This window comes from Bacillus sp. FSL K6-0138 (assembly GCF_037982765.1).
In the GTDB taxonomy this organism is placed as follows: Bacteria; Bacillota; Bacilli; order Bacillales; family Bacillaceae; genus Bacillus; species Bacillus glycinifermentans.
Genome location: NZ_CP150286.1, coordinates 4,360,374 through 4,382,512, shown reverse-complemented (window position 1 = coordinate 4,382,512; position 22,139 = coordinate 4,360,374). Strand labels below are relative to the sequence as shown.

Genomic DNA, 22,139 nt, shown 5'->3' with positions numbered 1-22,139 from the left:
TACGATGGAAGACTGGGACTTGCTGATCCGGCAGCAACATAAATGATTGAAAGGGTGATCCAATGAATATAGCAAACAACCAGGCCGGTGTTGCCGATCGGGCGAAAGCGCGGCCGAACCGCGTGTGGATTGCCGTGATATTGGGCATTTTATCCGGGATCGGTCCGATTGTGATCGATTTATATTTGCCGGGGCTGCAGATTTACATACGACTGCGTCCATCGTCCAGCTTAGCTTAACATCGTGCTTACTGGGACTGGCAGTCGGACAAATTGTTATCGGCCCTTTCAGTGATGTGCTCGGAAGGAGGCTGCCGCTGCTCGTATCATTGGCCGTTTTTGCCGCGGCATCTTTTTTGTGCGCGTTGAGCTCATCTGTCTGGGTATTGATCGCCATGCGGTTTATTCAAGGTGCGGCTGGAGCGGGCGGCATCGTGATATCCCGTGCGATTGCCCGTGATTTATATTCGGGTACTGAGTTAACGAAATTTTTCTCGCTGCTGATGCTCGTCAACGGGATAGCCCCGATCATCTCACCGGTGGCAGGCGGACAGCTTATGAAAGTGACTTCATGGAGCGGCGTCTTTTTCATTATCGGCGCTTTTGGCATCATCATCATTCTGGCCGTCATCATTGGAATTAAAGAGTCGCTTTCCCCGGAAAAGCGTACGGCAGGCGGTTTCAAAGAGACGTTCGTCTCTTTCGGAAAGCTTTTCGGCCAGCGGGCCTTTATGGGATATGCATTGGCTCAAGGGTTGATCGTAGCCGGGATGTTCGGCTACATATCTGCCTCTCCGTTCGTTTTGCAAAATATTTACGGGCTATCGGCCCAAGCTTTCAGCTTTTGTTTTGCAGTAAACGGCCTTGGCATTATCATCGCTGCCCAGATTACGGGGAGGCTGGCCGGCCGGTTCGGTGAAGCAGCCCTATTGAGATGCGGGCTGTTGATATCATTGACAGCCAGCCTGATCCTGTTCTTGTCCATCGCCTTTCATGCCCCGCTCATGTTTGTTTTGATCCCGCTCTTTATCGTCGTTTCCTGCATTGGAGTCGTGACGACGTCTGGCGGTTCTCTGGCCATGCAAAGCCAAGGGAAGTCAGCCGGGAGCGCATCGGCGCTTTTGGGGCTGCTGCCGTTTATTTTAGGCGCGGCTGCGGCGCCGCTCGTTGGCATCGCCGGAAGCCATACGGCGATGCCGATGGCTGTCGTCATTGTGTGCTGCAATATCAGTGCCGTGATCTGTTTTAAATCGCTGGCCGGACGCGCGGCGCAGGCGTAAAAAACTCCGGAGCGTGAACCTCCGGAGTTTTTTAACATTTTAGCGCGGAGCGATTTCCACCGTCGTTTCCGCATGGCCGTAGTTTCTTCCCCATTTTTGCAATTCCGCGGTGATTCTATGTGTGCCGGCATTCGGAAGCGTTTTTCGGACCATCACCAGCTTAAACTGGGAGGAGCTGAATGCATACACGGGAACTCTGACGGTTTGTCCGTCATTCAGAATCTGGGTATAGTTTAATGTTCTGCCGTTTAGCGAATCCCTTGTGTTCGCATGGAAGCGGTACGGGAAGTTAAATTCGACGTAGCTCGCGCCGACGAACATATTCGGTTTGTAGGTGACTTCAATGTCGGAAGTCGTCCATTCTTTATTACTTTGGGTGGTTTCGACATGAAGGGCCGGTTCGCTCCTGTAAAAAGCGGCATTTGCTTCCTGGGACGGAAGAATAAAAGAAAACAATGCTGCAGATGCTAGCAGGCCAACACGCATTTTTCCAATAAACTTACGTTTAAGCATCGATTAGTCCCTCCTAAACGGCAATTTGGCTTCTTTTCCTGCTCACTTAATCTATCATTATTTACCATACGGGTAAATATTTTTTGAAAAAAGTTCTAAAAACGTTTACATCTATTATTATGTATCAGAAGCAGTATGATCAGGAAGCCGGCTCCCAATGTGAGCCGGCCGGTATACATTTAACGAGGAACGATCTCCAGCGTAGCTTCCGCATGATTGATGTTCTTTCCGTTCTGCTGCAGTTCGGCTGTAATTCTGTGCGTGCCTGCGTTTGGAAGCGTTTTCCGAACCATCACCAGTTTGAATTCAGACGAACTCAATGCATAGACGGGTACTCTGACTGTCTGTCCGTCATTTAAAATTTGCGTGTAGTCAAGGGTTTTACCATTTAGCGTATCTCTTGTGCTTGCATGAAAACGGTACGGGAAGTTGAATTCAACATAGCTTGTACCGACGAATGTATTCGGTTTGTAAGTAATTTCGATATCAGAGGTTGTCCATTCTTTATTGCTGTTAACGGCTTTGACCTCAAGCACCGGTTTCTGAGTCGGGTTATCCGGCAGCGGATTATCAGGTTTCGGATATTGAGGCGGCTGCGGCTTAGGCTTAAATGGAGGCGGACAAAAAATCGGACCTCTGAAATGACTTGTGCTCACTTCCTGTGCATTTGCTTCATTGGTAGGAAGGATAAATGAAAACAGTGCTGCAGAAGTTAATAGACCAATACTGATTTTACTGATGATTTTTCGTTTAAGCATCAACATGTTCCTCCTAAATGGCAATGTGGTTAGAGGACGTCCGGAAAGCAGCAAGAAAAGGCGGCTATACGATCGCGATCAACTAAATTCCTTTTCTTGTTTAATTAATCTATCACCATTTACCAAACAAGTAAATATTTTTACGTAAATTTCTTGAAAAAATTTAAAATATTTAATGATTGTTGCTAGTTTTCTGCATTTTACACATATAAAAGAGTCGTATAACGAACAAAGTGGATAAATATGGATTGGTTATTGTTATTTTTCGATTTTCAGATTAATCTATTAAAAAACTTCCTGAGGGGGATTGAGGATGGAAAACATTCAATTGTTTCTGGCCGGTGATTCAACGGTGTCGTATTATGATGCTTCGGCTGCGCCGAGAGCAGGATGGGGACAGAGAATAGGGGCGTTTTTAAACCAGGGCGTCCTTGTGCACAATGAAGCGGCGTCAGGGAGAAGCTCAAAGAGCTTTATCGAGGAAGGAAGACTCGAACGGATCATGGAGCATATGCGAAACGGCGACTATTTGTTCGTACAGTTCGGCCATAACGATCAAAAGCCTGATGAGCGCCATACTGAGCCGTATGGTTCCTACCAGGCTTATTTGCGCAAATACGTTGAATGCGCCAGGATGAAACGGGCCAATCCGGTGCTGATTACGCCCGTTCAGCGACGATCGTTCGATTCGGAAGGAAGGCTCCGCGACACTCACGGCGATTATCCGGATGCCATGAGACAGCTTGCTGCAGAACTTCGTGTTCCGCTCATCGACCTCACATCAAAAAGCGGCCGCCTGCTTCAGACTTTGGGACCCGAATCGTCAAAAAAGCTGTTTTTATGGCTGAAGCCCGGGGAACATCCAAACTACCCGGACGGAGCGGAAGACGATACCCATTTTTGCGAATACGGCGCAGGGGTAATCGCCGGGCTCGTGGCAGAGGGGGCGAAAGAAGCCGGGCTTGCGTTATGAGCTATTTGAGAATGTTATTCAATTATTTTTCGGAATTTTAGCACTTCATTATCTAATCTATGATACGATCTATTTCATAGAGATTTTTTAAAAGGAGTGCACTCTCTCATGATTCGCCGCTTTTTTTCATACTATAAACCTCATAAACGGCTGTTTATCATTGATTTTACAAGCGCGATCATCGTCGCCGCTTTAGAGCTCGCGTTTCCGCTCGTTGTTCAGTGGTTCATCGATACATTGATTCCAGGGGGCGACTGGGCCGAAATCGTCTGGGTCAGCATCGGACTATTATTCATCTATCTGATCAGCACCGGGCTTCAATATATCGTCAATTACCTCGGCCACAAACTCGGAATCAACATCGAGACCGACATGCGCCAGGAGCTGTTTCAGCATGTGCAGCGCCAATCGTTCAAGTATTTTGACAATACGAAGACGGGGCATATTATCAGCCGCATCACCAATGACCTTTTTGAGATCGGAGAGCTCGCGCACCACGGGCCGGAGGATCTGTTTATCGCGGTCATGACCTTTTTGGGCGCGTTCTGGATCATGCTGACGATCAATGTGAAGCTGGCGCTTGTCGCTATTTTGTTCGTGCCGCTCTTGATCGTCCTGATCACGTATTCGAATGTTAGAATGAACAAGGCCTGGCGTGAAATGTACGGGGAAATTGCCGATGTTAACGCAAGGGTTGAGGACAGCGTCTCAGGCGTGCGAGTCGTCCAATCATTCACAAATGAACGTTATGAAATTTCGCGTTTTTTGAAAAACAACCAAAAGTTCCGCAAGGCAAAACTGAAAGGCTATAAAACGATGGCCATGACGACCGCCGGGACATTTTTAATGACGCGTTTCATGATTCTTTCCGTCCTCGTGTTCGGGGCGTGGCTCAGTTTTTCAGGAGGCATGACGTACGGCGAATTTGTCGGCTTTGTTCTTTACGTGAATGTCCTGTTTAAGCCGATTGATAAAATCAGCGCGATTTTGGAGCTTTACCCAAAAGGAATGGCCGGTTTCAAACGGTTTACGGAGCTGATTGATACAAAGCCGCTGATTGTCGACCGGAAAGATTCGATTGAGGTTCCGGCTTTAGAAGGAAATATCGTCTTCCGAAACGTTACGTTTGGATATGAAGAGCATAAGCCTGTCTTAAACGGGATCGATTTAACGATAAACGCGGGTGAGACGGTAGCGTTTGTGGGGCCGTCGGGCGCGGGAAAAACGACGATCAGCTCGCTGATTCCGCGTTTTTACGACGTTGACGGCGGTTCGATTACGATTGACGGCATTGACATTCGAAAGATGACGAAGCGGTCCCTGCGTTCACAAATCGGGATCGTTCAGCAGGACGTCTTCCTGTTTACGGGGACGCTGCGCGAAAACATTGCATACGGGAAATTGGATGCAACTGATGAAGATATCAGGCGTGCGGCCAAAATGGCTCATTTGGAGGAGCTGATCGAGTCGCTTCCGGACGGTTACGAAACCGAGGTCGGCGAAAGGGGACTGAAGCTTTCAGGCGGCCAAAAGCAGCGGATCGCGATCGCGAGAATGTTTTTGAAAAACCCGCCTATCCTCATTTTAGATGAAGCGACATCCGCCCTTGACACGGAAACGGAACGAATCATTCAAAATGCGTTGACAGAGCTGTCCAAAGACAGGACAACGCTCATCATCGCCCACAGGCTCGCCACCATTAAGAATGCCGACCGGATTGTCGTGGTAACGGAAAACGGTATTGCAGAAGAAGGATCACACGATGAATTGGTTGAAAAGGGAGGAATATTCGCCAGTCTTCATCGCGTTCAGTATCAGTCGTGATATGAAAAGGGCAAGCCCGGATGCGGGCTTGCCTCTTTTGCATTGCTGCGGTTAGTTTAAACCGGGCCGGAATATCAGCGGTTTTCTTTACCGATCTCGGGCAGTACGGTTTTTGCGATCGTCTCGTCGAGCTTTTCGTAATCATAGTAATGAATGGCATCGTAAAGTTCTTCACGCGTCTGCAGATCGTTCAGCACGCCTTTTTGCGTGCCTTTTTCGTAAATTTCCGTAAATGTGCGTTCATACGCTTTTGCCGCGGCGCGCAGGGAAGTGACCGGATAGATCACCATGCTGAATCCGAAAGATTGAAATTCTTCGGCCGTAAAATAAGGCGTTTTTCCGAATTCGGTCATATTGGCGAGCAATGGGGCATTGACGGCAGACGCGATTTCTTTGAATTCGGCTTCGCTTGTCAGCGCCTCTGGAAAAATCGCGTCAGCCCCCGCTTCTTTGTATAGAATGGCCCGCCTGATAGCAGCTTCTGTCCCTTCCACCGCTTTTGCATCCGTACGAGCCACGACCACAAGGGAAGGAGCGGTTTCTTTGATTGTTTTAATTTTTGCGATCATGTCTTCTATCGGGATCAGCGTTTTTCCGTTTAAGTGCCCGCATTTTTTGGGAAGCTGCTGATCTTCGATTTGAACGGCCGCGACTCTGCTCTCAACCATTTCGGCCGCTGTACGCGCGGCGTTCAGCACCCCGCCGTAGCCTGTGTCTATGTCGACTAAGACGGGCAGGTTGGCGGCTCTGACAAGCTCGCGGGCTTTATCCGCCATTTCTTCCGAATGGATCATGCCGAGATCGGGCATGCCCCGGCTTGCCGTATAAGCGGCGCCTGACAGGTAGAGCGCTTTGAAGCCGACGTTTTTGGCGGTGATGGCTGCCATTCCGTCATGGACGCCGGGGATTTTAAGGATGTCCGGTAATTTGATAAGCCTTCTGAAAGCGTCGGCCAGCTCGGACTGGCTTGCTTGTTTCGTAACAATCCACATATGAATTCCCCCTAGATTACAAACAGTTCCATAAAGTCCGGGACGGTTGTGTTCTTTAATTGTTGCGGATCATGCAAGAGAGTATTGATATTCTCCGCCTGTCTTGCAGGAAAACGCGTTTTCAGATTGCTGACGAATTTTTCTTTTAGCAGAGGGATGCCTTCATTCCGCCTGCGGCGATGGCCGATCGGGTACTCGATGGCGATATTCTCCGAATGTGTGCCGTCTTTATAAAATACTTGAACAGCGTTTGCGATGCTTCGTTTTTCCGGATCGAGGTAATCGGCGGAATACTGTTTGTTTTCCACCGTTTTCATTTTCGCACGGAGGCGGTCGATCTCCGGATTACGTGCGATTTCGTCTTCATAATGTTCAGCGGTAATCTCCCCGTAAATCAGCCCGATTGCCGTAATATACTGCAAGCAGTGGTCGCGGTCTGCCGGGTTGTGCAGCTTTCCGGTTTTGTCGATGATTCTGATGGCGGATTCGTGGGTCGTGATCACGATACGGTCGATGTCATCAAATCTGTCCTTCACTTGGCCGTGAAGCTGAATCGCCGCTTCAGCCGCCGTTTGGGCGTGGAATTCGGCCGGATACGAAATTTTAAAGAGGACGTTTTCGATGACATAAGAATCGAGCGGCCTTGCAAGCGTCAATTCTTTTCCTCCAAACAGCACGTCCTGGAATCCCCACGTCGGCGCGGACAGAGCCGTTTGATAGCCCATTTCGCCTTTTAAGGTCATAAGGGCAAGCCGCACGCCCCTGCTTGTCGCATCGCCTGCAGCCCATGATTTCCGCGAGCCGGTGTTCGGCGCATGGCGGTATGTCCTAAGGCTCGAGTTGTCGACCCATGCCTGTGAAACGGCATTGATCACATCCTGCTTTGTTCCGCCCAATAAAGAGCATGCCACAGCCGCAGAAGCGACTTTGACGAATAAGACATGGTCAAGCCCGTTTCTGTTCAGGCTGTTGTTGAGTGCGAGGATTCCCTGGATTTCATGAGCTTTTACAATCGCCGTAAGCACATCGCTCATTGTGAGCGGTTCTTTTCCCGCGGCGAGCCGCTGTCTGCTCAAGAAGTCTGCGCATGCTAAAATCGCCCCAAGGTTGTCAGACGGATGGCCCCATTCAGCGGCAAGCCATGTGTCATTATAATCAAGCCAGCGAATCATGCAGCCGATGTTAAATGCGCCTTGGACCGGGTCCAGTTCAAATTGGGTGCCCGGTACGCGGACGCCGTTCGGGACAACCGTTCCGGGGACGATCGGCCCGAGGTGCTTTGTGCACTCGGGAAATTTGAGGGCCAAGATACCGCAGCCGAGCGTATCCATTAGAACGTAGCGGGCTGTCTCGATCGCCTCTTCACTCGTGATTGTCGCATGTACCGCGTAATCTGCAATGTCTTCAAGCAACCGGTCACACGATTGAGCCGTTGTACTTTGCATAACCATCTAAAGCATCCCTTCCTTCCGTATAAATGTTGTTTATGGCTGAAGACCGCGCGGCCCTGTGTAGCGAACCCGCGGACGAAACAGTCTGTTTTCGTCATGCTGCTCAATGACGTGCGCGCTTAAGCCGGCCGATCGCGCCGCGAAGAAAATCGGGGTGTACAGATCGATCGGAATGCCGAGCAGGTAATAGACCGGGGCGGCGTAATAATCTAGATTCGGATATAGCCCTTTTTCTTCGCGCATCAGCGTTTCACCGGCATCACACATATCGTATAAGTCCTGTCTCCCCGTTTTGTGAGAGAGTGAAAACAGGGCTTTTTTCAACAATGCGGCCCTCGGATCCATCTTTCTCATATAGACACGGTGGCCAAATCCCATAATCTTTTCTTTATTGGCTAATTTTTGCTGGATCAGTTTGATAAAGCCGGATTTTGTTTCACCTTCGAGAAGCATATGCATGACCGCTTCGTTGGCGCCGCCGTGCAGGTTTCCTTTTAAAGACGCGGCTGCTCCTGTAAAGGCGCCGTATATATCCGAATTGGTCGACGCGATGACCCTGGCGGCAAACGTGGAATTCGGCATTTCGTGCTCGCTGTAAAGCACAAGCGTCTGATCAAAGACGTCCGTTTCCTGTTCGCTCGGCTCTTTACCCGTGAGCATGTATAAAAAGTTCTGGCTGTATGACATCTGTTTATTCGGCATAATCGTCTTCTGCTGATGTAGTATGCGGTAGCTGTTTGCGGCAATGTTCGGCACCTGTGCGATCAAGCGAAGCGCTTTTGCCGCATTGGCCGCTTTCGACCGGTCATTCAGTTCAGGGTCATACCCCGACAAAGCCGAAATCCCGGTTCTGAGCGCATCCATTGGGTGGGTATCTTGAGGAAGTGTTGACAGAATGGTGTAAATCCCGTTGGGAAGATCATAAGCGTTCTTTAAAGCGCTTTCAATTCCTTTTAGCTCCATCGCATCCGGAAGCTTGTTTTGGATGAGGAGATACAGGATATCCAGATACGTTTTTTGTTCGGCAAGCCTGATTAAATCATAGCCTCTGATGACGATTTCTTCAGCCGCGGTATCCAGGTAGGAAATTCCCGTTTCACCGGCGACAACACCCTCTAATCCCGGTTTAAAAACATCGTGTTTGCCCATTTTTCCACCTCATTTTCGTTTTTTTAAAAACGAGGCATCGGCTGTTCAGCGGTTGAGTGTATAGCTTTGGAGCGTTTCTTCAATGGAATGTAGGCTTCGTCTGATATGGGAGCGCATGGCTGCTTCTGCCTGACGTTCGTTTCTTTCCTTGACGGCATGATAGATTGCCAAATGTTCATTGAAGGATACCGATGGTTTGTAATGAGGATTTTTGTATCCGCTGATTCTCCGGTACCGTTCGATCCTGCTTTCCAATTGTTCGAGAAATCGCTTCGCTGTTAGATTAAAACTGATGGATTGCAAGATAGAATGAAATTCAGATCCGTATTTGACCGTATCCGTATGGCGGTCTTTGGCGGCAGCCATCTTCATTAATTCGAGCCGGTCTTCAAGCTGGTGAAGCTGCTCCGTCGTGGCAAGCCGTGCGGCCTCGGCGGTCAGCAGTCCTTCCAGCGCTTCACGGACCTTAAAAACCTCTTTCGCCTCTTCCGGTGAAATCGGACAGACGCGGAGCCGGCCGTTTGGCTGTTTATTGACCAATCCTTCAAGCTCCAGCCTGTAAAGAGCCTGGCGCAGCGGAGTTCGGCTGATTTCCAAGTCCTTTGCAAGATTGTCTTCTACGAGCTGTTCAGAAGGCGAATATTCGAGTTCGATGATTTTTTTTCTGATTTCATTGTAGACGTAATCACTTGCAGACTGTCTTTTGACTGGATTTGAAGAGCTCATGAAAAAATGTCACCCCTCCTTTTTCTGAATATAAATATAATTGTATACAATTATCCCGATGTGTCAATGCATCGTTTTCCATAAAAAAACAAACACCATCCCTCTTTTCTTAAAGGGGCGGGTGTTTGCTTTTTTTTACGCATATTGATATAGGTGGGGCCGGTCGTCGATCCATCGTTTTAATTCTTCAAGCATTTGCTCATAGCTGACAGGCCGATACGGCACATCCTCCCTCGTCATGACGAGGCTTTTATCAGAGCGCACGTCATCATCGGGGATGATCGACACACCTCTCTCAAACGTCTGATTGATGGAGAGGAGCAATTCATATTTTGAGATGAAGCGGTTTCCGGTCAGATGAATGAGACCGGTTAACCGATGCTCAAGCAGCTCCTCTATCGCCTTTGCAAGTTCAAGCGTCGTCAATCCGTTCCAGAAAACGTTTCTAAACCCTGTGATCGTTTCCTTTTGATTCATGAACCAATGAAACAAACCGATGCCGTCTTTCAGTTCAGGTCCGATAATGGACGTTCTGATCGTGAGGTTTCTGTCATCTATGACTTCACCAAGGCTTTTCGTTTGCGCATAGACTGAACCTCCATCTTTTGCATCTGTTTCGGTATATTTTCCTTTCGAGCCTGAAAAAACGCAATCGGTGCTGATGTGAATCAGGTAATAATGATAGTTGCCGCTCATGTCGGATAACAGGTGAGGCAGAATGCTGTTGACATGGATTGCATCGAGCAGATGCTGGCGCGCGGCGTCATTTAATATCCCGGTCGCATTGATGACGACGTCGGGGTTCACTTTTTCCAGCAGCTTTTTTAATTCATCTGTGTTCGTGACGTCCAAAAAAAAGCAGTGCGGATCATCTGGCAAGGAATGGCGCTGTGTCCAGAATACGTCGTATTGCGTTTTGGACGCAAAAAATTCCTTCAAGACGTGGCCGGCCATGCCGTTCCCGCCCAAAATCAACAGTTTCACTTAATGAATCCCCCTTCCCTTAGCAGTTCTGCAATCTCGGGTTTCGTCATTAAAAGGTCGTTGGATTGGTACTTCTCAAAAGTCGCTTTTGGATATGTCCGGTAGTGACGGGCCAGCTTTTCTGAAGGATGGGAAGGCAGAATGACATAGTGTTCGGAATCGAAAAGGTAAGTATACGGAACCTCATGATCGGAAACGAGCACTTCGTGGAGCTTTTCTCCAGGCCTGATTCCGATTTCTTTAATTCCGACAGAACTTCCCATCTCTTCGATCAGGACTTCTGCAAGATCCAATATATTGCAGGCCTTCATTTTCATTACGAAAATTTCTCCGCCCAGCGCTTCCTCTGAAGCCTTGAGCAGCAAGTCAATCGCTTCGCCGACTGTAAGAAAGAATCTTGTCATCTCTTTTGACGTCAGCGTGAGATCCTCTCCCTTCTCTATAAAGCGCTTAAAGAGCGGCACGACGCTTCCGTTTGTCCCCAGCACGTTTCCGCCTCTGATGCAGACGAAATCGGTGCGGCCGCTGTAATCGTTGGCACGGATCATCAGCCTTTCGCCCAGCGCCTTGGTCATTCCGTAGAAGTTGACCGGATCGGCCGCCTTATCGGTTGACACGTCAATCACTTTCTTGACCCGCTGGACGAGCGCTGCGCGTATGACGTTCTGCGTTCCGACGACGTTTGTCTTTAACGCTTCGTCAGGCTGTCCCTCGCATATCGGGACATGCTTCAATGCTGCCAGATGAAAGATATAATCGATATCCTGGCAGGCAGACTCCAAAGAAAGATAGTCCCTTACATCACCGATGATGAACGTTAAGGAAGGATGGTGATTGAATTCTCGCTGCATGCCGATTTGTGTAAATTCGTTCCTCGAAAAAATCCTGATCTCCTTTGGTTTATATAATAATAGTTTTTTGGTAAGTTCCGTTCCCCAGGAACCGGTACCTCCTGTAAGCAGTATTCGGGCGTTTTTAAACATACTACTCCTCCTAAAAACAGATCGTTTGATAGACTGTCAAAACTAGCATATAAATGTATATGTTTTGCAGGAAATTTTGTGTGATAGAACCGCCTGATGCGAGAAAAAATAAGCCATATTAAGAGGTTATCGATTGATGGCACACCATTTTTTTCGAAATGAATATATATATATAGATTTTTTCAGCGCTAGATTGATCAATCATAAAAAGTGTTCAACAGCCAAAAAGGAGCAAGATGATGAAAATCATGACGATTCTCGGGACCAGGCCGGAGATCATCCGCTTAAGCCTGATCATCGGCAAGCTTGATCAATTTGCCGGTAAGCACATATTGGTCCACACTGGTCAAAACTATGACGCGAGCTTGAGTGAAATTTTTTTTGATCAATTAAAGGTGAGGCTGCCGGATTATCATATTAAACCGTCTCGGCATTCAACAGGCGCGCAAATCGGCGAAATCTTCACCGAGGTCGAAAAGCTGATATTGAAGCTTGAGCCCGATAAACTGCTCGTGCTCGGTGATACAAACAGCGCGCTTTGCGCTTTTCTGGGCGAAAGGTACGGCATTCCGGTCTATCATATGGAGGCCGGCAACCGCTGCTTCGACAACTCGGTTCCAGAAGAAATCAACCGCAGGGTGATCGATTCGATCGCATCTTTCAACCTCCCCTATACAAGAGTTGCCAAAGAAAATCTGGAAAGGGAAGGCATGCATCCGCAAAGGATATGGGTATCGGGAAATCCGATTTATGAAGTGATGAACCATTACCGGGATGACATTTCAAAACGAAAGCCGCTTGATGCCTTGAATGTACAGAGCAAATCTTTCATATTGGTAACGGCGCACCGGGCGGAAAATGTAGATCATAAAAAGCGGCTGCAAAATATTGTTGATGCGCTGGCATCGCTCGCCGGGACACACAAAATACCGGTTATTTGCAGCGTTCATCCAAGAACAAGAGACCGTTTGCAAAAATTCGGCATTCAAAACGATGAAGGCTTGCTGAAATTTTGCGAACCGTTTGGATTTTTTGATTTCGTTAACCTTCAGCAGCATGCAAAATGCGTCATCACGGACAGCGGAACGGTTCAGGAAGAAAGCTGCATACTCAAAGTGCCTTCGGTTACGATCAGGAACAGCACCGAACGGCCCGAAACGGTCATGTGCGGAAGCAATGTAGTGTCAGGGCTTGAAACGGAGCGGATCGTCGATGCGGCGGAGCTGATGATGCAGGCCAAAACGGATTGGGAGCTGCCGGAAGGTTATGATGATCCGCTAGTATCAGACAAAATCGTCCATTTTATCTTAGGCGGCCTGAGACATGTTTGACTGACATCTTGAAGCCTTCTATTTCTGGCAAACGTCTGTTGAAAAATGTTAAAATTTATCACAATCAATAGATGCTGCAAAGGAGGCTTCTTGACATGAACCAAGCTTACGAGCTCCTTCCGCCGGAATTCTACCGCATGCCGACGCTTGAGCTGGCGCGGTCGCTTTTAGGGTGTCTGCTGGTCAAAGAAACGGAGGAAGGGCTCGCGTCAGGATATATTGTAGAAACCGAGGCTTATAAAGGGCCGGGGGACAGGGCGGCCCACAGCTATGGAAACCGCCGGACAAAACGGACGGAAGTGATGTATCGGGAAGCGGGCCGGGCCTACACGTATACGATGCATACCCATACGCTGTTCAATGTGGTCAGCGCGGGTATCGACGAGCCCGAAGCCGTCCTCGTCAGGGCGGTTGAACCGCATGAAGGCGTGCTGCTGATGGAGAAAAGGAGAAGCGGAAAAAAGCCCCGCGATTGGACGAACGGACCGGGAAAATTGACGAAGGCGCTCTCCATCACAATGGATGATTACGGGAGATTGCTGACGGAGCCCCCTCTTTATATCGCCAAAGGATATATCCCGGACGATATTTCCTGCGGGCCGAGGATCGGCATTGAGAATTCGGGGGAAGCGCGGGAATACCCTTGGCGGTTCTGGGTGAAGGGAAACCGGTACGTCTCAAGATAAAAAACGGCAGGTTTGGCTCAACATTTAACCGGGTAATCATCCATAAAAACGGGAAGGGAGTCATGCCTGCCATGAAAAAACTGTTGAAACGCGCGGTAAAATGGACACCTGTCATTTATCCGATCGCACGGAAAATCATAAAAGACCGAAAAGCCAAAAAAACGTGACAGCCGGCCGCTCCGGCTGTTTTTTCGTTGTTACCTCCTATTGCCCAAATTGACTTGAAAACGACATTATAATAGAGTTTACTTAAATATGAGAGAAATTTCACAAAAAGAATGAATATAGTGTAAACAGCAGGAAAAGGAATCTGCCTGTTTGTTCTAAGGTTTAAGCGATACATATGTGAGGGAGGGCTTTTCTATGCTCAATGCTCGGCTCAGCAATATTCTCAGCGAATTGATGACAGCGGACTCACCCTTGACCAGCGCATATTTGGCAAACGGATTGAATGTTACCTCCAGAACGATCAGATCAGATATAAAAGAACTAGACCATCTTCTCTCTAAAAACGGGGCTTCCATCACATCCATCAGAGGCGCCGGTTACCGGCTGTCCATCCAAAATGACCACCTCTTTCGGCAATTATTGCAAAATACGTTCCAAGAAGAATTTTCGCATCCCGTTTTTCCGAATGAACGCATTCTCTATCTATTAAAAAGACTGCTGCTGACAGATGAGTATCTCAAGCTTGAAGATTTGGCCGACGAAATGTTCATCAGCAAATCGACGGTTCAAAACGATATGAGAGACGTTCGAAAAAGGCTGAAATCGTACGATATAGAATTGGAGATCAAACCGAATTACGGATTCAGGCTAAAAGGGGATGAAATAAAGCTGCGCTATTGCATGGCTGAACATATTTTTCCGAAAAGGGAAACGGAAATTGACATCCTGAACACCCGGATTTCCATTCTGCCGAAAAAAGAGCTGGAGATGATCCGCCAGACGATTTTGGAAAGGATCAACGAAGGCCAGATTTCCCTGTCCGATATCGGACTGAACAACTTATTGATTCACATTGCCATCGCCTGCAAACGAATCCGCAGCGGAAAACGCGTCTCGCTTTTTTCGCAGGACGTCAAGGAAATTATGAATCATAAAGAATATGGCGTCTCCCGGAAGATTGTCCGGGCGCTGGAAGAAAAGCTGAAGGTGACGTTCCCGGAAGAAGAAACGGCCTATATTGCCATTCATCTGATGGGAGCAAAAAGAACGGCGATGGCGAAGCTCAGCAAGGATAAAATGGAAGGCTTTATCGATGCGGAAACCGACAGGCTTACGGAATTGATGCTGGAGGAGATCGAGCAAAAATTCAAGCTCGGCATTAAAAACGACAAAGAATTGAAAATCGGCCTCAGTCTTCACTTAAAGCCGGCTTTAAATCGCTGCCGCTACGGAATGAACATCAGAAATCCGATGCTCGACGCCATTAAAGCCAACTATCCGCTTGCTTTTGAAGCAGGAATCCAAGCCGGCGAAGCGATCAAAAAGGAAACGGGGTTCGACATTCAGGAAAGCGAAGTCGGCTATCTCGCTTTGCATATCGGCGCTGCTATGGAAAGAAGGAAAATGAATACCCCGTCAAAGCGCTGTATGATCGTCTGCGCCTCAGGAGCAGGAAGCGCCATGCTTCTTCAGGACAGACTGCGTTCGAAATTCGGCTCAAAGCTTGAGATTATTGGAACAGTCGACTATTATAAGCTGAATCAACTCCCGCTTCATGCCCTCGATTTTGTGATCAGCACCATTCCGCTTCCAAAAGAGCTCCCGATACCCGTCGTGAAAGTAAATGCGATTCTCGGCGGGGAGGATCTGGCAAGAATCGAGCATATTCTCGCCCCGGATACAGAGCTGGCCGCGAAGTATACACGTAAGGAGCTTGTCTTCCTGCAGGAAGATTTTCAATCAAAAGAGGACGTCTTGCGCTTTCTTTGCGATCAGGTAACAGCGCTCGGCCTTGCTGAAGAAGGGCTTGAAGCGTCGGTTTTCGAAAGGGAGTCTGTTGCGCCGACATGCTTTGGGAATCTTGTCGCTATTCCCCATCCGATGACCCCGCAAACGGATGCTACGTTCTGGGCGGTATGCACGCTGCAAAAGCCGATAGAATGGCAGGATAAAAGAGTTCAATTCATCTGTCTTCTTTGCGTTGAAAAAGGCAATACATCCAATCTCCAGAGCATGTACAAGTTATTGGGCAACGTTTTAGACGATCGGTCAATCGTTAGGGAGCTGCTGAAATGCAAGACGTATGAGGCGTTTATGTCCGTTTTCAGAAAGAACAGCCGGATCCAGCCCTTTTCCGAATAATACTTGTCCCCCTGTCTTTTTTCCGGAGGGCTGAGGAAAATCATTGAGTTAATATGAAAGCGGTTTCATAATATGATAAAACCGTAAAACATATAAGAACTAAACCGGAAAAGGGGGACATCTAAACATGAACATCTTATTGGCCTGTGCAGCAGGCATGTCAACTAGTCTGCTCGTTACGAAAATGGAAAAGAGCGCAGAGGAACAAGGGAAAAACTATAACATTTGGGCCGTCTCCGGGGGAGAAGTCCAGAATCATATCGATAAAGCCGATGTATTGCTTCTCGGTCCGCAAGTCCGCTATATGCTTCCCCAATTAAAAAAGCTGGGAGAGTCAAAAGGCGTACCCGTCGACGTCATCAATACGGTCCATTACGGAACCTGCAATGGAGCAGAAGTGCTGAAATCCGCTGAACGGCTTGCCGGGGCTTAGAAGGAGGACGGGGGATGTGAATAAATTCAACCTGTTCTTAGAAGAGAAGGTCATGCCGATCGCCGGCCGGATAGCGGCACAGCGCCATTTGCAGGCACTGAGGGACGGCATCATTCTGACCATGCCGCTGATTATTATCGGTTCGCTGTTTCTCATTTTGGCGAATTTGCCGATTCCCGGCTATGCCGATTTCATGGCGGGCATTTTCGGCGACAAGTGGGCCGAGAAGCTAAGCTACCCGGTAGGTGTCAGTTTTGATATTATGGCGCTTATCGCAACCTTTGGAATCGCTTACCGCCTTGCCGAAAAATACGGCATCGATGCGCTGTCATCAGGAGCAATCGCGGTAGCGGCTTTCCTTCTGGCAACGCCTTATCAGTTTCCGTTTACACCGGAAGGCTCCACTCAGGAAATTCTCGTATCAGGCGGAATTCCGATTTCCTTAATGGGAAGCAAAGGCCTGTTTGTCGGCATGCTGATCGCGATGTTTTCCACTGAAATATACCGCTGGGTCGTTCAGAAAGACATCGTCGTCAAGATGCCTGACGGCGTTCCGCCGGCCGTAAGCAAGTCATTTATCGCCCTGATTCCTGGATTTGCCGTCATCGGTCTGATCTGGCTTGCCCGACTTTTGATCGAAATCACGCCTTTTGAAAGCCTGCACAATGTCATCAATGTAGTGTTGGGTACGCCGCTCTCCATACTCGGAGGCAGCCTCGGCGGAAGCCTTGTTGCCGAAACCGTCCAACAGCTGCTGTGGTCCTGCGGTTTGCACGGGGCGAATATTGTAGGCGGGGTCATGTCGCCGATCTGGTATGGCGCAATGGATGAAAACCGTCTTGCTTTTCAAGCAGGCGAAGTTCTGCCGAACATTTTTACTACCCAGTTTTTCGAAATCTGGATTAATATCGGCGGAAGCGGAGCGACCTTGGCGCTCGTCGTCACGATGGTTCTCAGGGCGCGAAGCAAGCAGATGAAGCAGCTCGGTAAACTTGCAATCGGGCCGGCTATTTTTAATATCAATGAACCGATTATTTTCGGAATGCCGATCGTCATGAACCCGATGCTTTTGCTTCCGTTTATCGTCTCACCGCTCTTGATGATGGTCGCAACCTACATCGGAATGAGCACGGGGCTCGTCGCAAAACCGGCTGGAATCGCAGTCCCTTGGACGATGCCGCCGCTCTTCTCGGGCTATTTGGCAACCGGAGGGAAAATTTCGGGAGCGGTCATGCAGTTCATCAATCTGTTTATTTCGTTTGCCGTGTACTACCCGTTCTTTAGGATGTGGGATAAGCAAAAGCTGAAAGAAGAAAACGAACTCGAAACTGTGCCGCCTGCAAATGAAAATCAGCAGATCGGCGTATAAAAAGGGGGTGCAGTCATGACCGAGGAGTTGGAGCAGACGATTTTTCAAATCATTCTGCACGGGGGAAACGGCAGGAGCTTTTGCATGGAGGCGATTGCTGCTGCCAAGAAAGGCGATTTTGCCGAAGCGAAAAAAAAGATCCGGGCAGCCGATGAGGAATTGATCAAGGCTCATCACTTTCAAACGGCCCTTATCCAAAACGAAGCCAAAGGGGCAAAAACAGAGCCCACGCTGTTGATGATTCATGCGCAAGACCACTTAATGAACGCGATGACAATGAAAGATTTGGCGTCGGAAATTGTTGATTTATACGAAAACATGAATATCCGCGGAGGTGTCAATTAATGAAAAAAGGCTTGAAAATCGTAACGATTGGCGGAGGATCAAGCTATACGCCCGAGTTGGTTGAAGGATTGATCAAAAGATATGATGAGCTGCCGGTAAGCGAACTGTGGCTTGTCGATATTCCGGAAGGGGAAGAAAAACTCAACATCGTCGGCACGCTGGCAAAGCGAATGGTTGAAAAGGCGGGTGTCCCGATCGATGTCCATCTGACGCTTGACCGCAGAGAGGCCTTGAAAGACGCAGATTTCGTCACCACCCAATTTCGCGTCGGTCAGCTTGAGGCAAGGGCAAAGGATGAAAGGATTTCGTTAAAATACGGTGTTATCGGCCAGGAAACAAACGGTCCCGGCGGCTTGTTTAAAGGACTCCGCACCATTCCGGTCATTCTCGGTATCGCAAAGGACATCGAAGAGCTTTGTCCTGACGCGTGGCTTGTCAACTTTACAAATCCGGCAGGCATGGTGACGGAAGCGCTGCTTCGCTACTCAAATCTGACGAAACTCGTCGGTCTGTGCAATGTGCCGATCGGCATGAAAATGGGAGTGGCAAAAGCGCTTGATGTTGATGAAAGCCGCGTGGAAATCCAATTTGCCGGTTTGAATCATATGGTGTATGGACTCGATGTCTTCCTCGACGGCGTCAGCGTCAAAGACAAAGTGATCGAGGCAATGGCGGATCCGGCAAATGCGATGACGATGAAAAACATTTCCGGCGAATCGTGGGAGCCTGACTTCATCCGCGGCCTTGACCTGATTCCGTGCGGCTACCACCGCTACTATTATAAAACGAAGGAAATGCTTGAGCATGAAATAGAGGCTTCAAAAACGGAGGGAACCCGCGCCGAAGTCGTTCAGAAAGTGGAAAAAGAACTGTTCGAATTATATAAAGACCCAAATTTGGCGATAAAGCCGCCGCAGCTTGAAAAGCGGGGAGGGGCATATTACAGCGATGCGGCCTGCAACCTGATCAGCTCAATTTATAATGACAAGCACGACATTCAGCCTGTCAATACGATGAACAATGGTGCGATCGCAAGCATTCCTGACGATTCTGCGGTAGAAGTGAACTGCGTCATAACGAAAAACGGTCCAAAACCGATCGCGGTCGGAGATTTGCCGGTCAAAGTCAGGGGCCTTGTCCAACAGATCAAATCGTTTGAACGCGTCGCGGCTGAAGCCGCCGTGACCGGAGACTACAACACGGCTCTTGTCGCCATGACGATCAACCCGCTCGTTCCGTCTGATAAGATCGCCAAGCAAATACTGGACGAAATGCTTGAAGCACACAAAGAGCACCTTCCGCAGTTTTTTAAATCAGTCGAAGCATAGATGGATTGCCAAGGTTCCGGCAGCTCACCGGAACCTTTGTTTTTACATATTGGCGCTTGCTTCTTTTTCTTTTTGAAGATCTGCACGGCTCGCTTTGGCAAGCTGTGTAAACAGCAATATTCCAATGCCGGAAAGGATTTCGATGAAACCGCCGATTGCGATCACCTTGCCCGCGCTGAGAACTTGTGCAGCATATCCGCAGGCGATCGCACCGAGAGGAAGCGATAGGTTTGTGATCGTATGAATAATTGCGTACACCTGAGGCTGATCATCGCCTTCCACAGACGTTTGAATGATCGTAAACTCCGGAACATTGATCGAGCTGATTGCGGCTCCAAAGGCAAAGGCGGCGAGAAAGACGAGCGGCAAAAACGTATTCAGCCCCGTAATGAAATAGGCCGTTCCTTCCAATATCCCGGCTGTAATAAAGAGCAGCCCGTACCTGTTGATTTTTACTTTGGCAAGGATGAATCCCAATAAAAACGCTCCTCCGGCTGTCGTAGCCTTCAACAGCGAATGGATGAACGGCGTGCCGTTTAAATCTTCCGCTACATAAACCGCTGAAAGCGCCTCCCATGGCGATGCCGCGAGATTCATGAATATGCAATAAATCGCAAGCGGGAATAACACCTTATGATGCCGCACAAGAGTAAATCCCCTTTTCAGCCTTGCAAAATATGTGCCTCTTGGTTTGGAAGCGTCTGATTCAGCATGCTTCTGAGCCATCTGCTGCTTAATGCAGAGGACAAAAAAACCTGAAATGATATAGAGTGTGAACGATGTGATCAGGGTCGGCGCAGGACCGATAAACGTAAGAAGCACCCCGCATAATGTAACAGCACCAAGCCTCACAATTTCCGAGGAAGACTGGAGAATTGCGTTAGCTTTTTGAATCAGCTGTTCATTCACGATCTGGGGAATCAATGTAATGGACGCCGGGTTGTATGTCGCGCCGGTCGCCGAATGGATAATCATCAGCCCGAGGACAAACCACATCGGCGAAAAGCCGTTATAGTAGCATAACGGAATAGCAAGTACGATGACTGCTCTCGTCAAGTCAGAAAAATACATCCAGAATTTCAGCGCGCTTCTTTTCACCAATGGACCTGCCAGCGGCGCCAGAAAGGCCTCAGGCAAAAAGGTGACGGCGAGCAGAAGGGAGGTGCCGATTGCGCCTTTCCCGTCAAAGATCAAAAACCATAAAATAGAGTTGAAGGCGAAGCAGTCGGCTGAAATCTTAATGATTCTGGAAAAAAAGAGAAACGCGAAGTTTTTTTTCCAGACGCTTATTTCTCCATTTTTTTTCTCCATCTTCAAAGTCCTTTCTTCATTGCTGCCTGAACGGTTTTAATGTCTCCTTTCAAGTAAGAGTAGAGTTTCATATGTATGTAGATGATTTTAACATATTTTATATAAAATGGAATGGAGTTTTAGCGGGGAATTTTTCAGAGGGGCTTGGGACGTACCGTATATGAGGAAAAAATGATGAAATGAAAAGGCTGCCGGCCCCCTGTTGCATGAGGGCCGGACAGCTTAGCACGGTTGGCTGACCGAATCGACTTCAACCGTCCAGCCGAATGGATCGGGCAAAGCGCCTCTTTGAATCCCTGTTATCGTATCGTACAGTTTTTTGGCGATTTCACCGGTTTCACCGCCGTTAATGACGAGGCTTTCACTTTTCCAAATCAGCTCGCCGACAGGGGAGATGACAGCTGCCGTTCCGGTGCCGAACGCTTCTTCAAGCAAACCGTCCCGGTGGGCTTGAATCAGTTCATCTACGGATATTTTCTTCTCGGCTACAGTGAGGCCCCATTGTTTTAACAGATGGATGACGGAATTTCTCGTAATGCCTTCCAGGATGCTGCCGTTTAAAGCAGGCGTGACAATTTCACCGTTGATTTTAAAGAAGATGTTCATGCTGCCCACTTCTTCAATGTATTTTTTCTCGATTCCGTCCAGCCATAAAACTTGTGAAAAACCTTTGCTTTCAGCCACTTCCTGCGCTTTCAGGCTGGCGGCGTAATTTCCCGCCGTTTTCGCGTTGCCTGTGCCGCCTTTAACGGCGCGGACAAATTCGCTTTCAACGGCGATTTTCACGGGGCGGATGCCTTCCTTGTAATAGGAGCCGACCGGCGACAGGATGATCAGCAGCTTGTACATCTTGGACGGGGCGACGCCGAGGTAAGGCTCTGTCGAAATAATGAAAGGACGGATGTAAAGGGACGTTCCCTCTGCTGACGGAATCCACTCTTTGTCGATCTGAATGAGCTGTTTCAGGCCTTCCAGCACCGTATCGGGATCCACTTGCGGAATGCAGAGGCGGTCGTTTGATTTGTTCAGCCGTTCAACGTTTTTCTCCGGCCTGAACAAAAGAACCTTTCCTTCGTTTGATACATAAGCTTTCAACCCTTCAAAAACGGACTGGCCGTAGTGATATACCATTGCAGCCGGATCCATTTCGATCGGCTGGTAAGGGACGATTCGCGGATCGTGCCAGCCGTTTTCAACCGAATAATCCATGATGAACATGTGATCGGTGAATACGCGGCCGAATTCAAGATTGTCCGCTTCGGGCTTTTGCTTTTTCGTCTGACTGAGCTGTACGCTGATGGTTTGTTTTGTCATATTCATTCTCCCTGCCGTTCATAATCTTTTTCCAAAAAATATTTATATTCTATTTTAAACCTTATATTTATAATCGCAAT

Annotated in this window: 19 protein-coding genes and 1 pseudogene; 10 read left to right on the top strand and 10 right to left on the bottom strand. The window is 48.5% G+C overall.

Annotated features, from left to right (window positions below; genetic code table 11):
* Window positions 1-62: 62 nt before the first annotated feature.
* Window positions 63-1,279: pseudogene (locus MHB78_RS22970) on the top strand (multidrug effflux MFS transporter).
* Between the two features lie 39 nt (window positions 1,280-1,318).
* Here MHB78_RS22970 and bslB (MHB78_RS22965) read toward each other — a convergent pair.
* Both bslB (MHB78_RS22965) and bslB (MHB78_RS22960) read right to left on the bottom strand, forming a co-directional pair.
* Window positions 1,319-1,792 (bottom strand): biofilm surface layer hydrophobin BslB, encoded by a 474-nt coding sequence (bslB, locus tag MHB78_RS22965; protein ID WP_046129386.1) that lies wholly within the window; start codon window positions 1,790-1,792, stop codon window positions 1,319-1,321.
* 179 nt (window positions 1,793-1,971) lie between these two features.
* The gene (gene bslB, locus MHB78_RS22960; protein ID WP_046129387.1) at window positions 1,972-2,550 is read right to left on the bottom strand and encodes a biofilm surface layer hydrophobin BslB; all 579 of its coding nucleotides are present in this window, start codon (window positions 2,548-2,550) and stop codon (window positions 1,972-1,974) included.
* Between the two features lie 313 nt (window positions 2,551-2,863).
* Here bslB (MHB78_RS22960) and MHB78_RS22955 point away from each other — a divergent pair, with 313 nt between their 5' ends.
* Complete coding sequence (locus MHB78_RS22955) at window positions 2,864-3,523, top strand: rhamnogalacturonan acetylesterase (protein ID WP_046129388.1); 660 nt, start codon at window positions 2,864-2,866, stop codon at window positions 3,521-3,523.
* A gap of 108 nt (window positions 3,524-3,631) precedes the next feature.
* Window positions 3,632-5,347, top strand: a complete 1,716-nt coding sequence (locus MHB78_RS22950) for an ABC transporter ATP-binding protein (RefSeq protein ID WP_046129389.1) — start codon at window positions 3,632-3,634, stop codon at window positions 5,345-5,347.
* Between the two features lie 74 nt (window positions 5,348-5,421).
* On the opposite strand, the gene prpB is transcribed toward MHB78_RS22950, so the two are convergent.
* The 6 genes from prpB to MHB78_RS22920 form a co-directional block, all read right to left on the bottom strand.
* A complete protein-coding gene (prpB, locus tag MHB78_RS22945; protein ID WP_046129390.1) occupies window positions 5,422-6,339 on the bottom strand; it encodes a methylisocitrate lyase in 918 nt (305 codons plus the stop codon).
* Window positions 6,340-6,350: 11 nt separating this feature from the next.
* Entirely contained in the window at window positions 6,351-7,790 is a 1,440-nt protein-coding gene (locus tag MHB78_RS22940) for a bifunctional 2-methylcitrate dehydratase/aconitate hydratase (protein WP_046129391.1), read from the bottom strand.
* A 33-nt stretch (window positions 7,791-7,823) separates the two neighbouring features.
* Window positions 7,824-8,939, bottom strand: a complete 1,116-nt coding sequence (gene mmgD, locus MHB78_RS22935) for a citrate synthase (protein WP_046129392.1) — start codon at window positions 8,937-8,939, stop codon at window positions 7,824-7,826.
* Window positions 8,940-8,984: 45 nt separating this feature from the next.
* The gene (locus MHB78_RS22930) at window positions 8,985-9,665 is read right to left on the bottom strand and encodes a GntR family transcriptional regulator (RefSeq protein WP_046129393.1); all 681 of its coding nucleotides are present in this window, start codon (window positions 9,663-9,665) and stop codon (window positions 8,985-8,987) included.
* Between the two features lie 135 nt (window positions 9,666-9,800).
* Window positions 9,801-10,649: an SDR family oxidoreductase gene (locus MHB78_RS22925; RefSeq protein ID WP_046129394.1), complete on the bottom strand. Its 849-nt coding sequence runs from the start codon at window positions 10,647-10,649 to the stop codon at window positions 9,801-9,803.
* Entirely contained in the window at window positions 10,646-11,632 is a 987-nt protein-coding gene (locus tag MHB78_RS22920) for a polysaccharide biosynthesis protein (protein WP_046129395.1), read from the bottom strand. The genes MHB78_RS22925 and MHB78_RS22920 overlap by 4 nt, the downstream gene beginning before the upstream one ends.
* Window positions 11,633-11,871: 239 nt before the next feature.
* Between MHB78_RS22920 and wecB the strand changes: the two genes are divergently transcribed.
* The 7 genes from wecB to licH all read left to right on the top strand — a co-directional run bounded on the left by wecB (window position 11,872) and on the right by licH (window position 19,434).
* Entirely contained in the window at window positions 11,872-12,963 is a 1,092-nt protein-coding gene (gene wecB / locus MHB78_RS22915) for a UDP-N-acetylglucosamine 2-epimerase (non-hydrolyzing) (RefSeq protein WP_046129396.1), read from the top strand.
* A 95-nt stretch (window positions 12,964-13,058) separates the two neighbouring features.
* Window positions 13,059-13,649: a DNA-3-methyladenine glycosylase gene (locus MHB78_RS22910; protein WP_046129397.1), complete on the top strand. Its 591-nt coding sequence runs from the start codon at window positions 13,059-13,061 to the stop codon at window positions 13,647-13,649.
* Between the two features lie 363 nt (window positions 13,650-14,012).
* The gene (locus MHB78_RS22905) at window positions 14,013-15,959 is read left to right on the top strand and encodes a BglG family transcription antiterminator (protein ID WP_046129398.1); all 1,947 of its coding nucleotides are present in this window, start codon (window positions 14,013-14,015) and stop codon (window positions 15,957-15,959) included.
* Window positions 15,960-16,086: 127 nt separating this feature from the next.
* Complete coding sequence (licB, locus tag MHB78_RS22900) at window positions 16,087-16,392, top strand: PTS lichenan transporter subunit IIB (protein WP_046129399.1); 306 nt, start codon at window positions 16,087-16,089, stop codon at window positions 16,390-16,392.
* Between the two features lie 16 nt (window positions 16,393-16,408).
* Window positions 16,409-17,761, top strand: coding sequence for a PTS cellobiose transporter subunit IIC (gene celB / locus MHB78_RS22895; protein WP_046129400.1), 1,353 nt, complete (start codon window positions 16,409-16,411; stop codon window positions 17,759-17,761).
* A gap of 15 nt (window positions 17,762-17,776) precedes the next feature.
* Window positions 17,777-18,106 (top strand): PTS lactose/cellobiose transporter subunit IIA, encoded by a 330-nt coding sequence (locus MHB78_RS22890; protein WP_046129401.1) that lies wholly within the window; start codon window positions 17,777-17,779, stop codon window positions 18,104-18,106.
* Complete coding sequence (licH, locus tag MHB78_RS22885) at window positions 18,106-19,434, top strand: 6-phospho-beta-glucosidase LicH (protein ID WP_046129402.1); 1,329 nt, start codon at window positions 18,106-18,108, stop codon at window positions 19,432-19,434. Before MHB78_RS22890 ends, licH begins: the two co-directional genes overlap by 1 nt.
* 42 nt (window positions 19,435-19,476) lie before the next feature.
* On the opposite strand, the gene MHB78_RS22880 is transcribed toward licH, so the two are convergent.
* Together MHB78_RS22880 and MHB78_RS22875 are read right to left on the bottom strand one after the other, a co-directional pair.
* Window positions 19,477-20,745 carry an MFS transporter gene (locus MHB78_RS22880; RefSeq protein WP_046129403.1) on the bottom strand — a complete coding sequence of 423 codons (1,269 nt, stop codon included), beginning with the start codon at window positions 20,743-20,745 and terminating at the stop codon, window positions 19,477-19,479.
* A 222-nt stretch (window positions 20,746-20,967) separates the two neighbouring features.
* Window positions 20,968-22,059: a branched-chain amino acid aminotransferase gene (locus tag MHB78_RS22875; protein ID WP_046129404.1), complete on the bottom strand. Its 1,092-nt coding sequence runs from the start codon at window positions 22,057-22,059 to the stop codon at window positions 20,968-20,970.
* Window positions 22,060-22,139: the final 80 nt, after the last annotated feature.